The sequence below is a fragment of the Pseudomonas sp. PDM19 genome (genome assembly GCF_014852215.1).
Taxonomy (GTDB): Bacteria; Pseudomonadota; Gammaproteobacteria; order Pseudomonadales; family Pseudomonadaceae; genus Pseudomonas.
This window is the reverse complement of record NZ_JACVBG010000002.1, coordinates 1,010,572-1,023,077: the sequence shown is the minus strand read 5'-3', so window position 1 is coordinate 1,023,077 and position 12,506 is coordinate 1,010,572. Positions and strand designations below refer to the sequence as shown.

General features: G+C 66.6%; 12 protein-coding genes. 6 read left to right on the top strand and 6 right to left on the bottom strand.

Annotation, left to right across the window (positions count from 1 at the left end; all coding sequences use genetic code 11):
• Positions 1-2: 2 nt before the first annotated feature.
• Positions 3-1,430 (bottom strand): 3-isopropylmalate dehydratase large subunit, encoded by a 1,428-nt coding sequence (gene leuC / locus IB273_RS13160; protein WP_081519361.1) that lies wholly within the window; start codon positions 1,428-1,430, stop codon positions 3-5.
• 166 nt (positions 1,431-1,596) lie between these two features.
• On the opposite strand from leuC, the gene IB273_RS13155 reads away from it, so the two are divergent.
• Complete coding sequence (locus IB273_RS13155; RefSeq protein WP_017520368.1) at positions 1,597-2,490, top strand: LysR family transcriptional regulator; 894 nt, start codon at positions 1,597-1,599, stop codon at positions 2,488-2,490.
• 112 nt (positions 2,491-2,602) lie between these two features.
• Positions 2,603-5,479: a GGDEF domain-containing phosphodiesterase gene (locus tag IB273_RS13150; protein WP_192224228.1), complete on the top strand. Its 2,877-nt coding sequence runs from the start codon at positions 2,603-2,605 to the stop codon at positions 5,477-5,479.
• A gap of 6 nt (positions 5,480-5,485) precedes the next feature.
• Here the strand turns inward: IB273_RS13150 and IB273_RS13145 are convergent, their stop codons facing one another.
• Positions 5,486-6,109 carry a helix-turn-helix domain-containing protein gene (locus IB273_RS13145; RefSeq protein ID WP_081519359.1) on the bottom strand — a complete coding sequence of 208 codons (624 nt, stop codon included), beginning with the start codon at positions 6,107-6,109 and terminating at the stop codon, positions 5,486-5,488.
• A gap of 111 nt (positions 6,110-6,220) precedes the next feature.
• Between IB273_RS13145 and IB273_RS13140 the strand changes: the two genes are divergently transcribed.
• From IB273_RS13140 to IB273_RS13130, 3 genes are read left to right on the top strand one after another with little or no spacing between them, the layout of a single operon-like run.
• Complete coding sequence (locus IB273_RS13140; protein ID WP_192224227.1) at positions 6,221-7,333, top strand: NAD(P)/FAD-dependent oxidoreductase; 1,113 nt, start codon at positions 6,221-6,223, stop codon at positions 7,331-7,333.
• A gap of 20 nt (positions 7,334-7,353) precedes the next feature.
• On the top strand, positions 7,354-7,728 hold the full coding sequence (locus tag IB273_RS13135; RefSeq protein WP_081519357.1) for a RidA family protein: 375 nt from the start codon (positions 7,354-7,356) through the stop codon (positions 7,726-7,728).
• Positions 7,729-7,786: 58 nt separating this feature from the next.
• Positions 7,787-8,854 carry a hypothetical protein gene (locus IB273_RS13130; RefSeq protein WP_081519356.1) on the top strand — a complete coding sequence of 356 codons (1,068 nt, stop codon included), beginning with the start codon at positions 7,787-7,789 and terminating at the stop codon, positions 8,852-8,854.
• 95 nt (positions 8,855-8,949) lie between these two features.
• On the opposite strand, the gene IB273_RS13125 is transcribed toward IB273_RS13130, so the two are convergent.
• Positions 8,950-9,396, bottom strand: a complete 447-nt coding sequence (locus IB273_RS13125; protein WP_081519355.1) for an Hsp20 family protein — start codon at positions 9,394-9,396, stop codon at positions 8,950-8,952.
• A gap of 146 nt (positions 9,397-9,542) precedes the next feature.
• On the opposite strand from IB273_RS13125, the gene IB273_RS13120 reads away from it, so the two are divergent.
• Positions 9,543-10,289: an SDR family oxidoreductase gene (locus IB273_RS13120; RefSeq protein WP_192224226.1), complete on the top strand. Its 747-nt coding sequence runs from the start codon at positions 9,543-9,545 to the stop codon at positions 10,287-10,289.
• Between the two features lie 67 nt (positions 10,290-10,356).
• On the opposite strand, the gene IB273_RS13115 is transcribed toward IB273_RS13120, so the two are convergent.
• From IB273_RS13115 to IB273_RS13105, 3 genes are all read right to left on the bottom strand, one after another.
• Positions 10,357-11,316: a tRNA dihydrouridine synthase gene (locus tag IB273_RS13115; protein ID WP_151187805.1), complete on the bottom strand. Its 960-nt coding sequence runs from the start codon at positions 11,314-11,316 to the stop codon at positions 10,357-10,359.
• Between the two features lie 76 nt (positions 11,317-11,392).
• Positions 11,393-11,848 carry an acyl-CoA thioesterase gene (locus IB273_RS13110; protein ID WP_081519352.1) on the bottom strand — a complete coding sequence of 152 codons (456 nt, stop codon included), beginning with the start codon at positions 11,846-11,848 and terminating at the stop codon, positions 11,393-11,395.
• Positions 11,845-12,495 (bottom strand): bifunctional 4-hydroxy-2-oxoglutarate aldolase/2-dehydro-3-deoxy-phosphogluconate aldolase, encoded by a 651-nt coding sequence (locus tag IB273_RS13105; protein WP_192224225.1) that lies wholly within the window; start codon positions 12,493-12,495, stop codon positions 11,845-11,847. Before IB273_RS13105 ends, IB273_RS13110 begins: the two co-directional genes overlap by 4 nt.
• Between the last annotated feature and the right edge of the window lie 11 nt (positions 12,496-12,506).

Here is a 12,506-nt window from a genome sequence, read left to right as displayed (position 1 = left end):
CCTCAGGCCTGCATCAATTCACGTACGTCGATGAAACGACCGGTCACGGCAGCCGCGGCGGCCATCGCCGGACTCACCAGGTGGGTACGACCACCGGCGCCCTGGCGGCCTTCGAAGTTGCGGTTGGAGGTGGAAGCGCAATGCTCGCCACTCTCCAGGCGGTCCGGGTTCATCGCCAGGCACATGGAGCAACCCGGTTCACGCCATTCGAAGCCGGCTTCGATGAAGATCTTGTCCAGGCCTTCCTGTTCGGCCTGGGCTTTCACCAGGCCCGAGCCCGGTACGACCAGCGCCTGCTTCACGGTGGCGGCGACCTTGCGGCCCTTGGCCACGGCGGCGGCAGCACGCAGGTCTTCGATGCGCGAGTTGGTGCAGGAGCCGATGAATACGCGATCCAACTGGATGTCGGTGATCGCCTGGTTGGCGTTCAGGCCCATGTACTTGAGGGCACGGACGATGGAATCGCGCTTGACCGCATCGGCTTCGGCCGCCGGGTCCGGCACGTTCTGGTCGACCGCGAGGACCATCTCCGGGGAAGTCCCCCAGCTGACCTGCGGCTTGATGTCCTCGGCACGCAGCTCGACGATGGTGTCGAAGTGCGCGTCGGCGTCGGAAACCAGGTCACTCCAGGCTTCAACAGCCTTGGCCCAGTCGCTGCCTTGCGGCGAGAACGGACGGCCCTTCACGTATTCGACGGTCTTCTCGTCGCACGCCACCATGCCGACGCGAGCGCCCGCCTCGATGGACATGTTGCAGATGGTCATGCGGCCTTCCATGGACAGGTCGCGAATGGCGCTGCCGGCGAACTCCAGGGCATGGCCGTTGCCGCCCGCAGTGCCGATCTTGCCGATCACCGCGAGGACGATGTCCTTGGCAGTCACGCCGAAGGGCAATTTGCCTTCCACGCGGACCTGCATGTTCTTCATCTTCTTGGCGACCAGGCACTGGGTGGCGAGCACGTGTTCCACTTCGGAGGTGCCGATGCCATGGGCCAGCGCACCGAAGGCGCCGTGGGTCGAGGTGTGCGAGTCGCCGCAGACCACGGTCATGCCCGGCAGGGTCGCGCCCTGCTCCGGGCCGACGACGTGGACGATGCCCTGGCGGACGTCGTTCATCTTGAATTCGAGGATGCCGAAGTCATCGCAGTTCTCGTCCAGGGTCTGGACCTGGATGCGCGACACTTCATCGGCGATGGCCGCGAGGCCACCCTTGCGCTCGACCTGGGTGGTCGGCACGTTGTGGTCCGGGGTCGCGATGTTCGCGTCGATGCGCCACGGCTTGCGGCCGGCCAGGCGCAGACCTTCGAAGGCCTGCGGCGAGGTCACTTCATGGAGGATGTGGCGGTCGATGTAGATGAGCGACGAACCATCGTCACGGCGCTTCACCTCGTGCATTTCCCAGAGTTTGTCGTAGAGCGTCTTGCCGGCCATCAGAGAGTCCTCATCAGCGTCTTTCTATGCCCCTTGGGCTTGTGGGGATGATCCTATGGAAAGGCGCCGAATAACTCAAATTCATATTTTTTATCCAAAGGATTCCCACGAGGAATACGGTGCGTTATAAAAGTCGGGCGCCGCTTCCAGAGCGCAGGGAGTCGACATGGACCTGACCAGCCTCAACACCTTCCTCGCCATCGCCGAATCCGGCAGCTTCTCCGAAGCCGGCGAGCGCCTGCACCTGACCCAGCCGGCGGTGAGCAAGCGCATCGCCGCCCTGGAGAACCAGCTGGGAGTAAGGCTGTTCGACCGCGTCGGCCGCGAAGTGACCCTCACCGAGTCCGGCCGCGCCCTGCTGCCGCGCGCCTACCAGATCCTCAGCGTGCTGGACGACACCCGTCGCGCGCTGACCAACCTGAACGGCGAGGTGAGCGGCCGGCTGGTCCTGGCCACCAGTCACCACATCGGCCTGCACCGACTGCCGCCGCTGCTGCGCGCCTTCACCAAGGCCCACCCGCAGGTGGCGCTGGATATCCAGTTCTGCGACTCGGAAGTAGCCTACGAAGAAATTCTCCATGGCCGCGCCGAACTGGCCGTGATCACCCTCGCCCCGGAAACCGCCGAACCGGTGCGCGCCGTGCCGGTGTGGGATGACCCGCTGGACTTCGTCGCCGCCCCCGAGCACCCGCTGTCGGTGCAGGGCCCGGTATTCCTCGCCGACGTGGCGCGGCACCCGGCGGTGTTCCCCGGCGGCAACACCTTCACCCACCACATCGTGCGGCGCATGTTCGAGGCCGAGGGCCTGACGCCGAACATCGGCATGAGCACCAACTACATGGAGACCATCAAGATGATGGTTTCCATCGGCCTGGCCTGGAGCGTCCTGCCGCGCACCATGCTCGATGACAGCGTCGTGCGCCTGCCACTGCAGGACATCCAGCTCAGCCGCCAGCTGGGCTACATCCTGCATACCGAACGCACGCTGTCCAACGCCGCGCGGGCCTTCATGCGCCTGCTCGACGCCCAGGCGGCCGGGCTTGCGCCTGTCGCGGCCTAACCTCTATTGTTCTGACAGAACTAGAAGAAGGGGCCCGAATGCCCGTCCGCACACCCGTTCGCGTTAGCCGGCCCCACTTGGCCGGCGCCGCCAGACTCAGGGGGAGCGCCGCATGAGCCGCGATCCGCACACGCCCCCGCACGCCTCCGACGGACAGGACAAGTTCGCCAAAGCCTTTCATACCGCGCCCGACGCCATGGTCATCACCGACCGGGACAGCGGAAAATTCCTCGAGCTCAATGCCAGTTTCGTCGACCACTTCGGCTGGAGCCGCGAAGAAGCCCTCGGCCGCACCTCGGTGCAACTCGGCCTCTGGCACAGCCTCGACGAACGCCAGCGGATGCTCGACAAGATCACCGCCGAGCGGCAGATCGACGGCTTCGACGTCACCCTCATCACCCGTACCGGCGAAGTCCGCAGCGCCCGCGTCTACGGCTGCCAGATCGAACAGGACGGCCGCCCCTGCCTGGTGCTGACGGTCCGCGACATTACCCGCATGCGCGCCCAGGAACGCGCCCTGCGTGACAGCCAGGAGCGCCTGGACCTGGCGCTGGACTCCGCGCAACTGGGCATCTGGGACTGGCACATCCCCAGCGGCCTGCTCTACGGCTCGGCCCGCGCCGCCGTGCTGCACGAATTGCCTGACCGGGACTTCCACGGCCCCTTCGGCGAGTTCTTCGCCTGTGTCGACAAGTCCGACCGCCAGCGCATGCGCCAGGCCTACGCCCGGCTCGCCCGCGGCCCGGAGAGCGACTACCAGTTCACCTACCGCGCGCAACTCGACTCCGGCGAAGTGCGCTACCTGGAAAGCCGCGCGCGGCTCTACCGCGACGCCCGCGACAAACCGCTGCGCATGGCCGGCACCCTGCTCGACATCACCGAACGCGTGCTGCGCGAACGCAGCCTGCAGGCCTCGGAGGAGAAATTCGCCAGCCTGTTCCAGGGCAGCCCGGACCCGATCTGTGTGTCGCGAGTGCGCGACGGCGAGTTCGTCGAAGTGAACCCGAGTTTCTGCCGCACCTTCGGCTGGCTCGCCGAGGACATTATCGGCCGCTCATCCCACCAGGTGACTTTCTGGGCCGATCACCACCAGCGCTCGCGACTGTTCGAGCAACTGATGCGCGACCATTCGCTGCAGAACGTCGAAGTGCAGTTCCTCACCCGCGAAGGCCAGACCATCACCTGCATGGTCGCCAGCCGGCTGATCTGGGTCGACCGCCAGCTGTGCATCCTCTCCAGCTTCCGCGACGTCACCCGCCGGCTGCAGGCCGAGGCCGCACTCAAGGCCAGCCAGGAGAAGTTCGCCAAGGCATTCCACTCCAGCCCCGACGCCATCACCATCACCGAGCGCGCGACCGGCCGCTACATCGAGGTCAACGAAGGTTTCCACCGCCTGACCGGCTACCGCACCGACGAGGTGATCGGCCAAACCTCCCTGGGCATCAATATCTGGGCCGATCCCGACGAGCGCCTGAACATGATCGCCGCGCTGAACCGCGACGGCTTCGTCCACCACCTGGAAATGCGCGGCCGCCACCGCGACGGCACGATCAAGACGGTGGACGTGTCGGTAGAACCGATCGAACTGGGCGGGGTGGACTGCCTGCTGCTCACCGCCCGCGATACCAGTGAGCTGCGCGAGGCCGAGGCGCGCATCCAGCACCTGGCCTACCACGACGCCCTGACCGACCTGCCCAACCGGGCCCTGCTGATGGACCGCCTCAAGCAGCAGATCGCCCTGCTGCAACGCCACAGCCTGCGCGGCGCCCTGCTGTTCCTCGACCTCGACCACTTCAAGCACATCAACGACTCGCTCGGCCACTCGGTCGGTGACTCCATCCTGCAGATGGTCACCGCGCGCCTGGAAGCCAGCGTGCGCCAGGAAGACACCGTGGCGCGCCTGGGCGGCGACGAATTCGTGGTGCTGATCACCGGCATCGAGGGCAGCCGCCTGGAAACCGCCCAGCAGGTGCGCCAGCTGGCGGAAAAACTCCGCGACCTGCTGGCCGAACCCATGCTGCTGGACGGCCATCGGCTACAGATCACCCCGAGCATCGGCATCGCGCTGATTCCCGACGACGGCGCGACCCCGGACGACCTGCTCAAGCGCGCCGACATCGCCATGTACCGCGCCAAGGACGCCGGGCGGAACACCGTGCAGCTCTTCCACGAATCCATGCAGCAGGCCGCCAGCGAGCGCCTGCGCCTGGAGAACGGCTTGCGCATGGCCCTCGCCCGCCGCGAGTTCAACCTGCACTACCAGCCGCAGGTGGACGCCCGCGATTCACGCATCGTCGGCGCCGAGGCGCTGCTGCGCTGGCGCCACCCGACTCGCGGCCCGCAATCGCCGGCCAGCTTCATCCGTGTGCTGGAGGACAGCGGGCTGATCGTCGAAGTGGGCCAGTGGGTGCTCGAGGAAGCGTGCCGAACCGGAGCGCGCCTGCTCACCGAGGGGCGCATCGACATCGACAGTTTCAGCCTGAGCGTGAACATCAGCCCCCGGCAGTTCCGCCAGAGCGATTTCGTCGAACGCCTGCTGGCCCTGCTGCACAAGACCCGGCTGCCGCCCAGCCTGCTGAAACTGGAGATCACCGAGGGCATCGTGATCCAGCAACTGGACGACACCATCGCGCGCATGGAGCGCCTGCGCGAAGCCGGCGTGCAGTTCGCCATGGATGACTTCGGCACCGGCTACTCCTCGCTGACCTACCTCAAGCGCCTGCCGGTGGACAGCCTGAAGATAGACCAGAGCTTCGTGCGTGACGCCCCCAACGACAGCAACGACGCAGAGATCGTCCGCGCCATCATCGCCATGGGGCACAGCCTCGGGCTGGAGCTCGTGGCAGAAGGGGTGGAAACCCCGGAACAGCTGGCACTGCTGGCGGAACAGGGTTGCCATCTGTACCAGGGCTACCTGTTCGGCCGACCGGTACCGCTGGAGGACTTCATCGCCCTGCTGCCCCGCAACGATACCCAGCAGGCAACCTGAGGCTCGCTATTGCGCGGGCCGCAACTCCGACATCACCACCATCACCTGGGCCTCGTCGGCTTCGCCGTCGTTGAGGTAGAGGTGGCCAACGCTGCTATCGAAATAGGCCGTCTCGCGCGTCCCGATGCTCACCGACTCGCCCGTCTCGAACTGGATGCGCACACGACCGGCCACCACCATGGCGAACTCCTGGCCGGGGTGGCGGACGTAATCATCGAACTCACCCACCTCGCGGGCAAAGATGCGCGCGTACAGCGGCGTCATGCTGCGCTGCGGGAAATCGCCGGCGATGGGGTAGTACTCGTAGCCGCCGGTGTCGTAACCGGCAGCGTTGTCGATGCCAGTCTTGACGAAAGTCTTCAGTCCCATCAGCCCGCCGACGGACGGCAAAGGGCGGAACAACTGAGCGATATCCACCTGCAAGGCGCGGGCGGCGGCGGCCAGCTTGTCGTAGCTCACCGCCACCTGTGCCAGCTCCATCTTCGACAGGGTGGAAACCGCCACGCCAGACAGGTCGGAGAGCTGTTTCAGGGTCAGTTTCTGCTGCTTGCGAACCGCCCGCAGACGCGCACCGACTTCGTCTCGATCCAGTTGCTGGGGCTTGGGTAGTGCCTGGGCGGTTTCGCTCATGGGACTTCTCGTGAGGGGGCCGACGAAAGTTTACCGGGCCTTGCCTTTCGCGCAAAAATTCTCATATCTTAGATTTCTCACATACGAGAAAATCTGCAGAAGGCCCTTGCAGTGAGCCATTTCGATTTCGTCATCATCGGTGCCGGCATTGCCGGCGCCTCCCTCGCCTACCGCCTTAGCGAGACGCACAAGGTGCTGGTGCTGGAGCGCGAAGAGCAGCCCGGCTACCACTCCACCGGGCGCTCCGCCGCCATGTTCATGGAGGCCTACGGTACGCCGCAGATCCAGGCGCTGACCCGCGCCAGCCGGGCCTTCTACGAGAACCCGCCAGCCGGCTTCAGCGAGCACCCGATCCTCACTCCGCGCGGCTGCCTGTACGTCGGCGGCCCGGAACACCTCGAGCTGCTCAAGCAGGCCGAAGCCACGCCCGGCGTCAAGCGCATCAGCACCGAACAGGCGCTGGAATTCCTCCCCGTCCTGCGCGCCGACGCCATCATCGGCGCACTCTACGAGCCGGACGCCCGCGACCTCGACGTGCATGCGCTGCACCAGGGCTACCTGCGCGCGCTGCGCCAGCGCGGCGGCGAACTGCGCTGCGACCGCGAGCTGCTGTCGGCTGACTATGCCGATGGCGCGTGGACGCTCGAACTCAGCCAGGGCGAAACCGTCCAGGCCGCGCAACTGGTCAACGCCGCCGGCGCCTGGGCCGACTACGTGGCCGAGCGCTGCGGCATCCGTCCGGTGGGCCTGCAACCCTGCCGCCGCACCGCCTTCACCTTCCCGGTGCCCGACGGCTTGGACATCAGCCGCTGGCCGACGGTGATCGGCATCGACGAAAGCTTTTACTTCAAGCCGGACGCCGGCCAGTTGCTCGGTTCCCCCGCCAATGCCGACCCAGTGGAAGCGCAGGACGTGCAGCCCGAAGAACTCGACATCGCCCTGGGCGTTTACCACATCGAGGAACACACCACCCTGGCGATCCGTCGGCCGAACCACAGCTGGGCCGGCCTGCGCTCCTTCGTCGCCGACGGCGACCTGGTGATCGGCCAGGACGCGCAGAACCCGGCGTTCTTCTGGCTGGCCGCCCAGGGCGGCTACGGCATCCAGTCCGCCGATGGTGTGTCGCGCCTGGCCCAATCGCTGCTGCTCGGCCAGCCGCTGCCCGAATCCCTGCGCCAGGAAGGCGTCGACCCCCAGCGCCTGAGCCCGGCGCGCCTGCGTTGAACTCCCCCGGAGACCTTAGAATGAGCGATATCCAGCGTTACCCCAGCAGCCTGCCCTTCCCCTTCTCCCGCGCCGTCAAGGCCGGCGGCTTCCTGTTCCTGTCCGGGCAGATCCCGATGACCGCGGACGGCCAGGTGGTGAAAGGCGACATCCAGACCCAGACCGAAGCGGTGATGACCCGCATCGCCGAAAGCCTGGAAGCCTGCGGCGCCAACTACTCGCAGGTGGTGAAGGCCACCGTATGGCTGTCCGACATGGCGCACTTCGCCGGCTTCAACGAGGTGTACAAGCGCTACTTCGAACAAGGCCTGCCAGTGCGTTCCTGCGTGGCTTCGGCACTGGCGCTGGGCGTGGACGTCGAGGTGGAAGTCCAGGCCTACGTCGGCCAGGCGTGACCCTTTCCGGCCCCGCCGCGAGCGGGGCCGCTCTCATAACAACAACAGAGTCTCGATCATGAAAACCAGTCTCAAGCTCGGCGGGGCCTACATCGGCCTGGTGGTGGGCGTCGGCTTCGCCTCGGGCCAGGAGATCCTCCAGTTCTTCGGCGGCTTCGGCATCATGGGCCTGGCCGGCGCGCTGGTGGCGCTGGCGCTGTTCGCCTTCCTGCTGATGAACCTCTACCAGATCGGCAGCCGTCTGCAGACCCAGTCGCACAAGGAAGCCATGGAGTACATCTGTGGCAAACCGCTGGGCCGCGTCGTCGACCTGATGCTGACCTTCTTCCTGTTCGGCACCATGGTGGTGATGTTCGCCGGCGCCAACTCCTCCTTCGAGCAGCAACTGGGCATCGGCCACTCCATCGGCGGCATGGTCCTCGGCGTGCTGACCATCATCACCGTGTGCCTGGGCCTGAAGCGGGTGATCACCCTGATGAGCCTGATCACACCGGTGCTGATGGTCATCGTGGCCATCATTGCCGTCTACGCGTTGACGCATATCCAGAAGCCGCTGGCGGAGCTGGAGCAGATCGCCCTGGCGGTGCCGCACCCGGCGCCCAACTGGCTGCTCGGCGCGCTGCTCTACGTCTCCTACAACGTCGCCGCCACCGCAGCGGCCGTGGTGGTGATGGGCGGCAGCGTGGCGAACCTGCGCACCGCGGCAATGGGCGGCGTGTTCGGCGGCATCGGCGTGGGCGTGCTGATCCTCGCCATGGCCCTGGTGATGCTGGTGCAGATCGACGTGATCGGCGGCAGCGCCATTCCCACCCTGCTCCTGAGCAACAACATCGCGCCCTGGTTCGGCGATGTGATGCTGGCCCTGCTGCTGGTGAAGCTGTACTGCACCACCAGCGGATTTGCCTACACCCTGGCCGCGCGCTGCGCCGCCTACGGCGTGCCGTTCCGCGTGGCGACCGTGGTCGCCGTGGTGCTGGCCTTCATCGCCAGCCAGGTCGGCTTCGTCAAGCTGGTGGGCCTGGTCTATCCGGCCATGGGTTACCTGGGCTTCGTGCTGATGGCAGCCATCGTCTTCGCCTGGTGGCGCAACCGCTCGGCACCGCTGCCGGATCAGCAGAAGGTCTGATCGGCAGCTGATCGAGGCACCAACGAAAACGCCCGTCTCCTGCGAGACGGGCGTTTTGCCTGGCGGCTACGGCCCGACTGATGCCGGGGCGCTGCTTAGCCTTCGATGGCCGGGTTCTGGCCGTTGATGGCGATCCGCTTGGGCTTGGCTTCTTCCGGAACGATGCGCACCAGCTCGACGCTGAGCAGGCCGTTCTTCAGCGATGCGCCCTGGACCTCGATATGGTCGGCGAGGCGGAACGACAGCTTGAAGGCGCGCTGGGCGATGCCCTGGTGCAGGTAGGTGACGCTCTCGGAAGCCTTTTCGCGCTTGCCGCCGTTGACGGTCAGCACACCGCGCTCCACTTGCAGCTCCAGGTCTTCCTCCTGCAGGCCGGCGGCAGCGATGACGATGCGGTACTGGTCGTCACCATGCTTCTCGACGTTGTAGGGCGGGTAGGAACTGCCGCCTTCACTGCGCAGGGCGGACTCGAACAGATCGTTGAAACGATCGAAGCCGACGGACTGGCGGAACAGCGGGGCGAGGGAAAGGACGTTGCTCATGCGAATCTCCTGAAATTTTCAGCAAGGTATGATCTGGAGCCTGAGGTCAGAACTCCGGTGCGGGACCCGTCTTCGGCCTCCCGCAGGAACATAGATTGGGCTGCGCGAATCCATTTCAAGCCCCCTTCACAACAGGAAGAGTTTCCATGGACAAGGTCATGCTGATCACCGGCGCCAGTCGCGGCATCGGCGCCGCCACCGCCCTGCTCGCCGCCGAGCGCGGCTTCGCCGTGGCGCTCAACTACCGCCGCGAACGTGAAGCGGCCGAAGCGCTGGTCGCGCAAATCACCGCAGCCGGCGGCAAGGCACGCGCCTTCGCCGCCGACGTGGCGAACGAGGAAGACGTGCTGCGCCTGTTCCGCGAAGTGGACGAAGCCTTCGGCCGCCTCGACGCGCTGGTAAACAACGCCGGCATCCTGGAGCGCCAGATGCGCCTGGAAGACATGGACGTGGCGCGCCTGCAGCGGGTGTTTGCAGTGAACGTTACCGGGACCTTCCTCTGCTGCCGCGAGGCAGTGAAGCGCATGGCGCGCCAGCACGGCGGCAAGGGCGGAAGCATCGTCAACGTGTCGTCCATGGCTTCACGCCTGGGTTCGCCCAACGAGTACATCGACTACGCCGCCGCCAAGGGCGCGGTGGACAGCCTGACCATCGGCCTGGCCAAGGAAGTGGCGGCGGACGGCATCCGCGTGAACGCCGTGCGGCCGGGGCTGATCCGGACGGATATCCACGCCAGCGGCGGAGAACCGGGGCGCGTGGAGCGCCTGCAATCGGCGATCCCCCTGGGGCGTGGCGGCGAGGCGGAAGAAGTGGCGCGGGCGATCCTGTTCCTCGCCTCGGACGAGTCCAGCTACAGCACCGGCGGTTTCATCGACGTCAGCGGCGGGCGATAACCTGCAAGAGCGCGACATGCGCGCAATCGCGGGCATGGCCAGCTCCTACAAGGTGTCTGCCGTTGCGTCAGGCGGCGACTTCGATCTCGACCTGCAGCATCCGGTCGAGCGCTTCGCAGTCGTGCTCGCGGCGCACCTGGGCGAACAGCTCCACAGCTTCGGGATAACTGCGGGTAAGCATCCCCAGCCACTGCTTCAGGCGCCCCGGTGCATACCGCGGCGCCAGCTTGCGCCGGGCCTGGCGCCAGAAGTCGTCGAGCAGCACGCGCACTTCCGACCAGGGCATCGGCACCACTTCGCGGCCATCGCGCCACGCGGCGATCTGCCGGGCGAGGTCCGGGCGGGAAACCAGTCCGCGGCCGAGCATGATGTCCGCCACACCGCTGATGGAACGGCAGCGGTGGTAATCCTCCAGCGTCCAGACTTCGCCGTTGGCGAACACCGGCACTTTCACCGCATCGGCCACTTTCGCCACCCACTCCCAATGTGCCGGCGGCTTGTAGCCGTCGGCCTTGGTCCGCGCGTGCACCACCACATGGGCGGAGCCGGCGTCGGCCAAGGCGCGTGCGCAGTCGATGGCGCCGTCCGGGCTGTCGTAGCCCAGGCGCATCTTCGAGGTCACCGGAATGTGAGCCGGCACCGCGCGGCGCACCGCCTCGATGATGCTGAACATCAGCTCGGGTTCCTTGAGCAAAACCGCTCCGCCACGGGACCGGTTCACCGTCTTGGCCGGGCAGCCGAAGTTCAGGTCGATGACCGGAGCACCCAGCTCGCAGGCCTGCACGGCGTTTTCCGCCAGCAGTTGCGGGTCGGAGCCGAGCAATTGCACGCGCATCGGCACGCCGGCGCGGGTACGACTGCCATGCGCCAGCTCCGGAGCGAGCGCCAGGAACGACGACGGCGGCAACAGCCGGTCATTGATGCGGATGAATTCGGTGACGCACCAGTCGATGCCGCCGACGCGGGTCAGCACGTCGCGGAGGATGTCATCTACCAGCCCCTCCATCGGGGCCAGGGCGATCTGCACGGGGGAATCTCGGACTATGGCGAAGGCCGCGGATTGTAGGAAATGCGCCGCGCCGGGAAAAGCGCGGCACGACGGATCACGCGCCGGCGGCCACGGCCTCCGGGGCGAGCAGCGCGCGGCCGTAGCCTTCGATGAACTCCACCGGCATGCGTTTGGGCTTGCCGCTGGACAGCTCGATGCAGACGAAGGTGGTCTGTGCGCGCAGCAGGGTCAAAGCGTCCGCCGGGCGCACCAGCTGGAAGTGGCGGGTCATTTTCAGGCGCTGGTCGGACTGGACGATCCAGGTCGCCAGTTGCAGCTGCTCGCCTTCATAGGCGGCCGCCAGGTAATCCACTTCATGGCGCACCACGGCCATGGCGCGATCCAGCCGGCGGTACTCGGCCAGGTCCAGCCCCAGGCTCTGGGAGTGGCGCCAGGCGCAACGCTCCAGCCAGCTGACGTAGACGGCGTTGTTGGCATGGCCGAGGCCGTCGATGTCCTCGGACTTGACCTCGATGTCGATGACGAACGGGTCGGGCAACTGCCAACTCATGAAGCGTGCTCCAGGCTTGCGGCCAGCGCGATCGCTTCGGCGGCCAGTTGGGTGATCTGGTCCCAGGCGCGGGCGCGGACCAGGCTGGGCGGCGCGATCCAGGTTCCGCCGACGCAGGCGACGTTGGGCAGGCGCAGCACGTTGAGCAGGTTTTCCTGGGTGATGCCACCGGTCGGGCAGAAGCGGATGCCGGAGAAAGGCGCCTTCAGGCTCTTGAGCATCTTGATTGCCGCGTTGCCGTCGGCCGGGAAGAGTTTCAGCGAGCGGTAACCGTACTCCAACGCCACCAGCACCTCGGAAGGCGTCATCACTCCGGGCAGGAACGGGAGTTTCGCGTCGTCGGCGGCGGCCACCAGGCGCGGCGTGCAGCCGGGGCTGACGGCAAACTGCGCGCCGGCATCGCGGGCTTCCTGGAACTGCTCGGTGTGGATCAGCGTACCGGCGCCGACGATCATGTCCGGCAGCCCACGGCGGATTTCGGCCACCGCATCGAGCGCCTGCGGTGTGCGCAGGGTCACTTCCAGCACCCGCACACCACCGTCGTACAGGGCGCGGGCCAGGTCACCAGCCAGCGCCACATCATCGATCACCAATACCGGCATGACCGGGCGCGCCTTCTGCAGCACCCAGTCCAGCGACAGATTCATGCATTCCCCCA

Coding starts and splice junctions, on each gene's coding strand:
- IB273_RS13150 (WP_192224228.1), top strand. CDS start 2,603: ATGAGCCGCGATCCGCACACGCCCCCGCACGCCTCCGACGGACAGGAC.
- IB273_RS13120 (WP_192224226.1), top strand. CDS start 9,543: ATGGACAAGGTCATGCTGATCACCGGCGCCAGTCGCGGCATCGGCGCC.
- IB273_RS13135 (WP_081519357.1), top strand. CDS start 7,354: ATGAGCGATATCCAGCGTTACCCCAGCAGCCTGCCCTTCCCCTTCTCC.
- IB273_RS13145 (WP_081519359.1), bottom strand. CDS start 6,109: ATGAGCGAAACCGCCCAGGCACTACCCAAGCCCCAGCAACTGGATCGA.
- IB273_RS13130 (WP_081519356.1), top strand. CDS start 7,787: ATGAAAACCAGTCTCAAGCTCGGCGGGGCCTACATCGGCCTGGTGGTG.
- IB273_RS13125 (WP_081519355.1), bottom strand. CDS start 9,396: ATGAGCAACGTCCTTTCCCTCGCCCCGCTGTTCCGCCAGTCCGTCGGC.
- IB273_RS13110 (WP_081519352.1), bottom strand. CDS start 11,848: ATGAGTTGGCAGTTGCCCGACCCGTTCGTCATCGACATCGAGGTCAAG.
- IB273_RS13155 (WP_017520368.1), top strand. CDS start 1,597: ATGGACCTGACCAGCCTCAACACCTTCCTCGCCATCGCCGAATCCGGC.
- leuC (WP_081519361.1), bottom strand. CDS start 1,430: ATGGCCGGCAAGACGCTCTACGACAAACTCTGGGAAATGCACGAGGTG.
- IB273_RS13105 (WP_192224225.1), bottom strand. CDS start 12,495: ATGAATCTGTCGCTGGACTGGGTGCTGCAGAAGGCGCGCCCGGTCATG.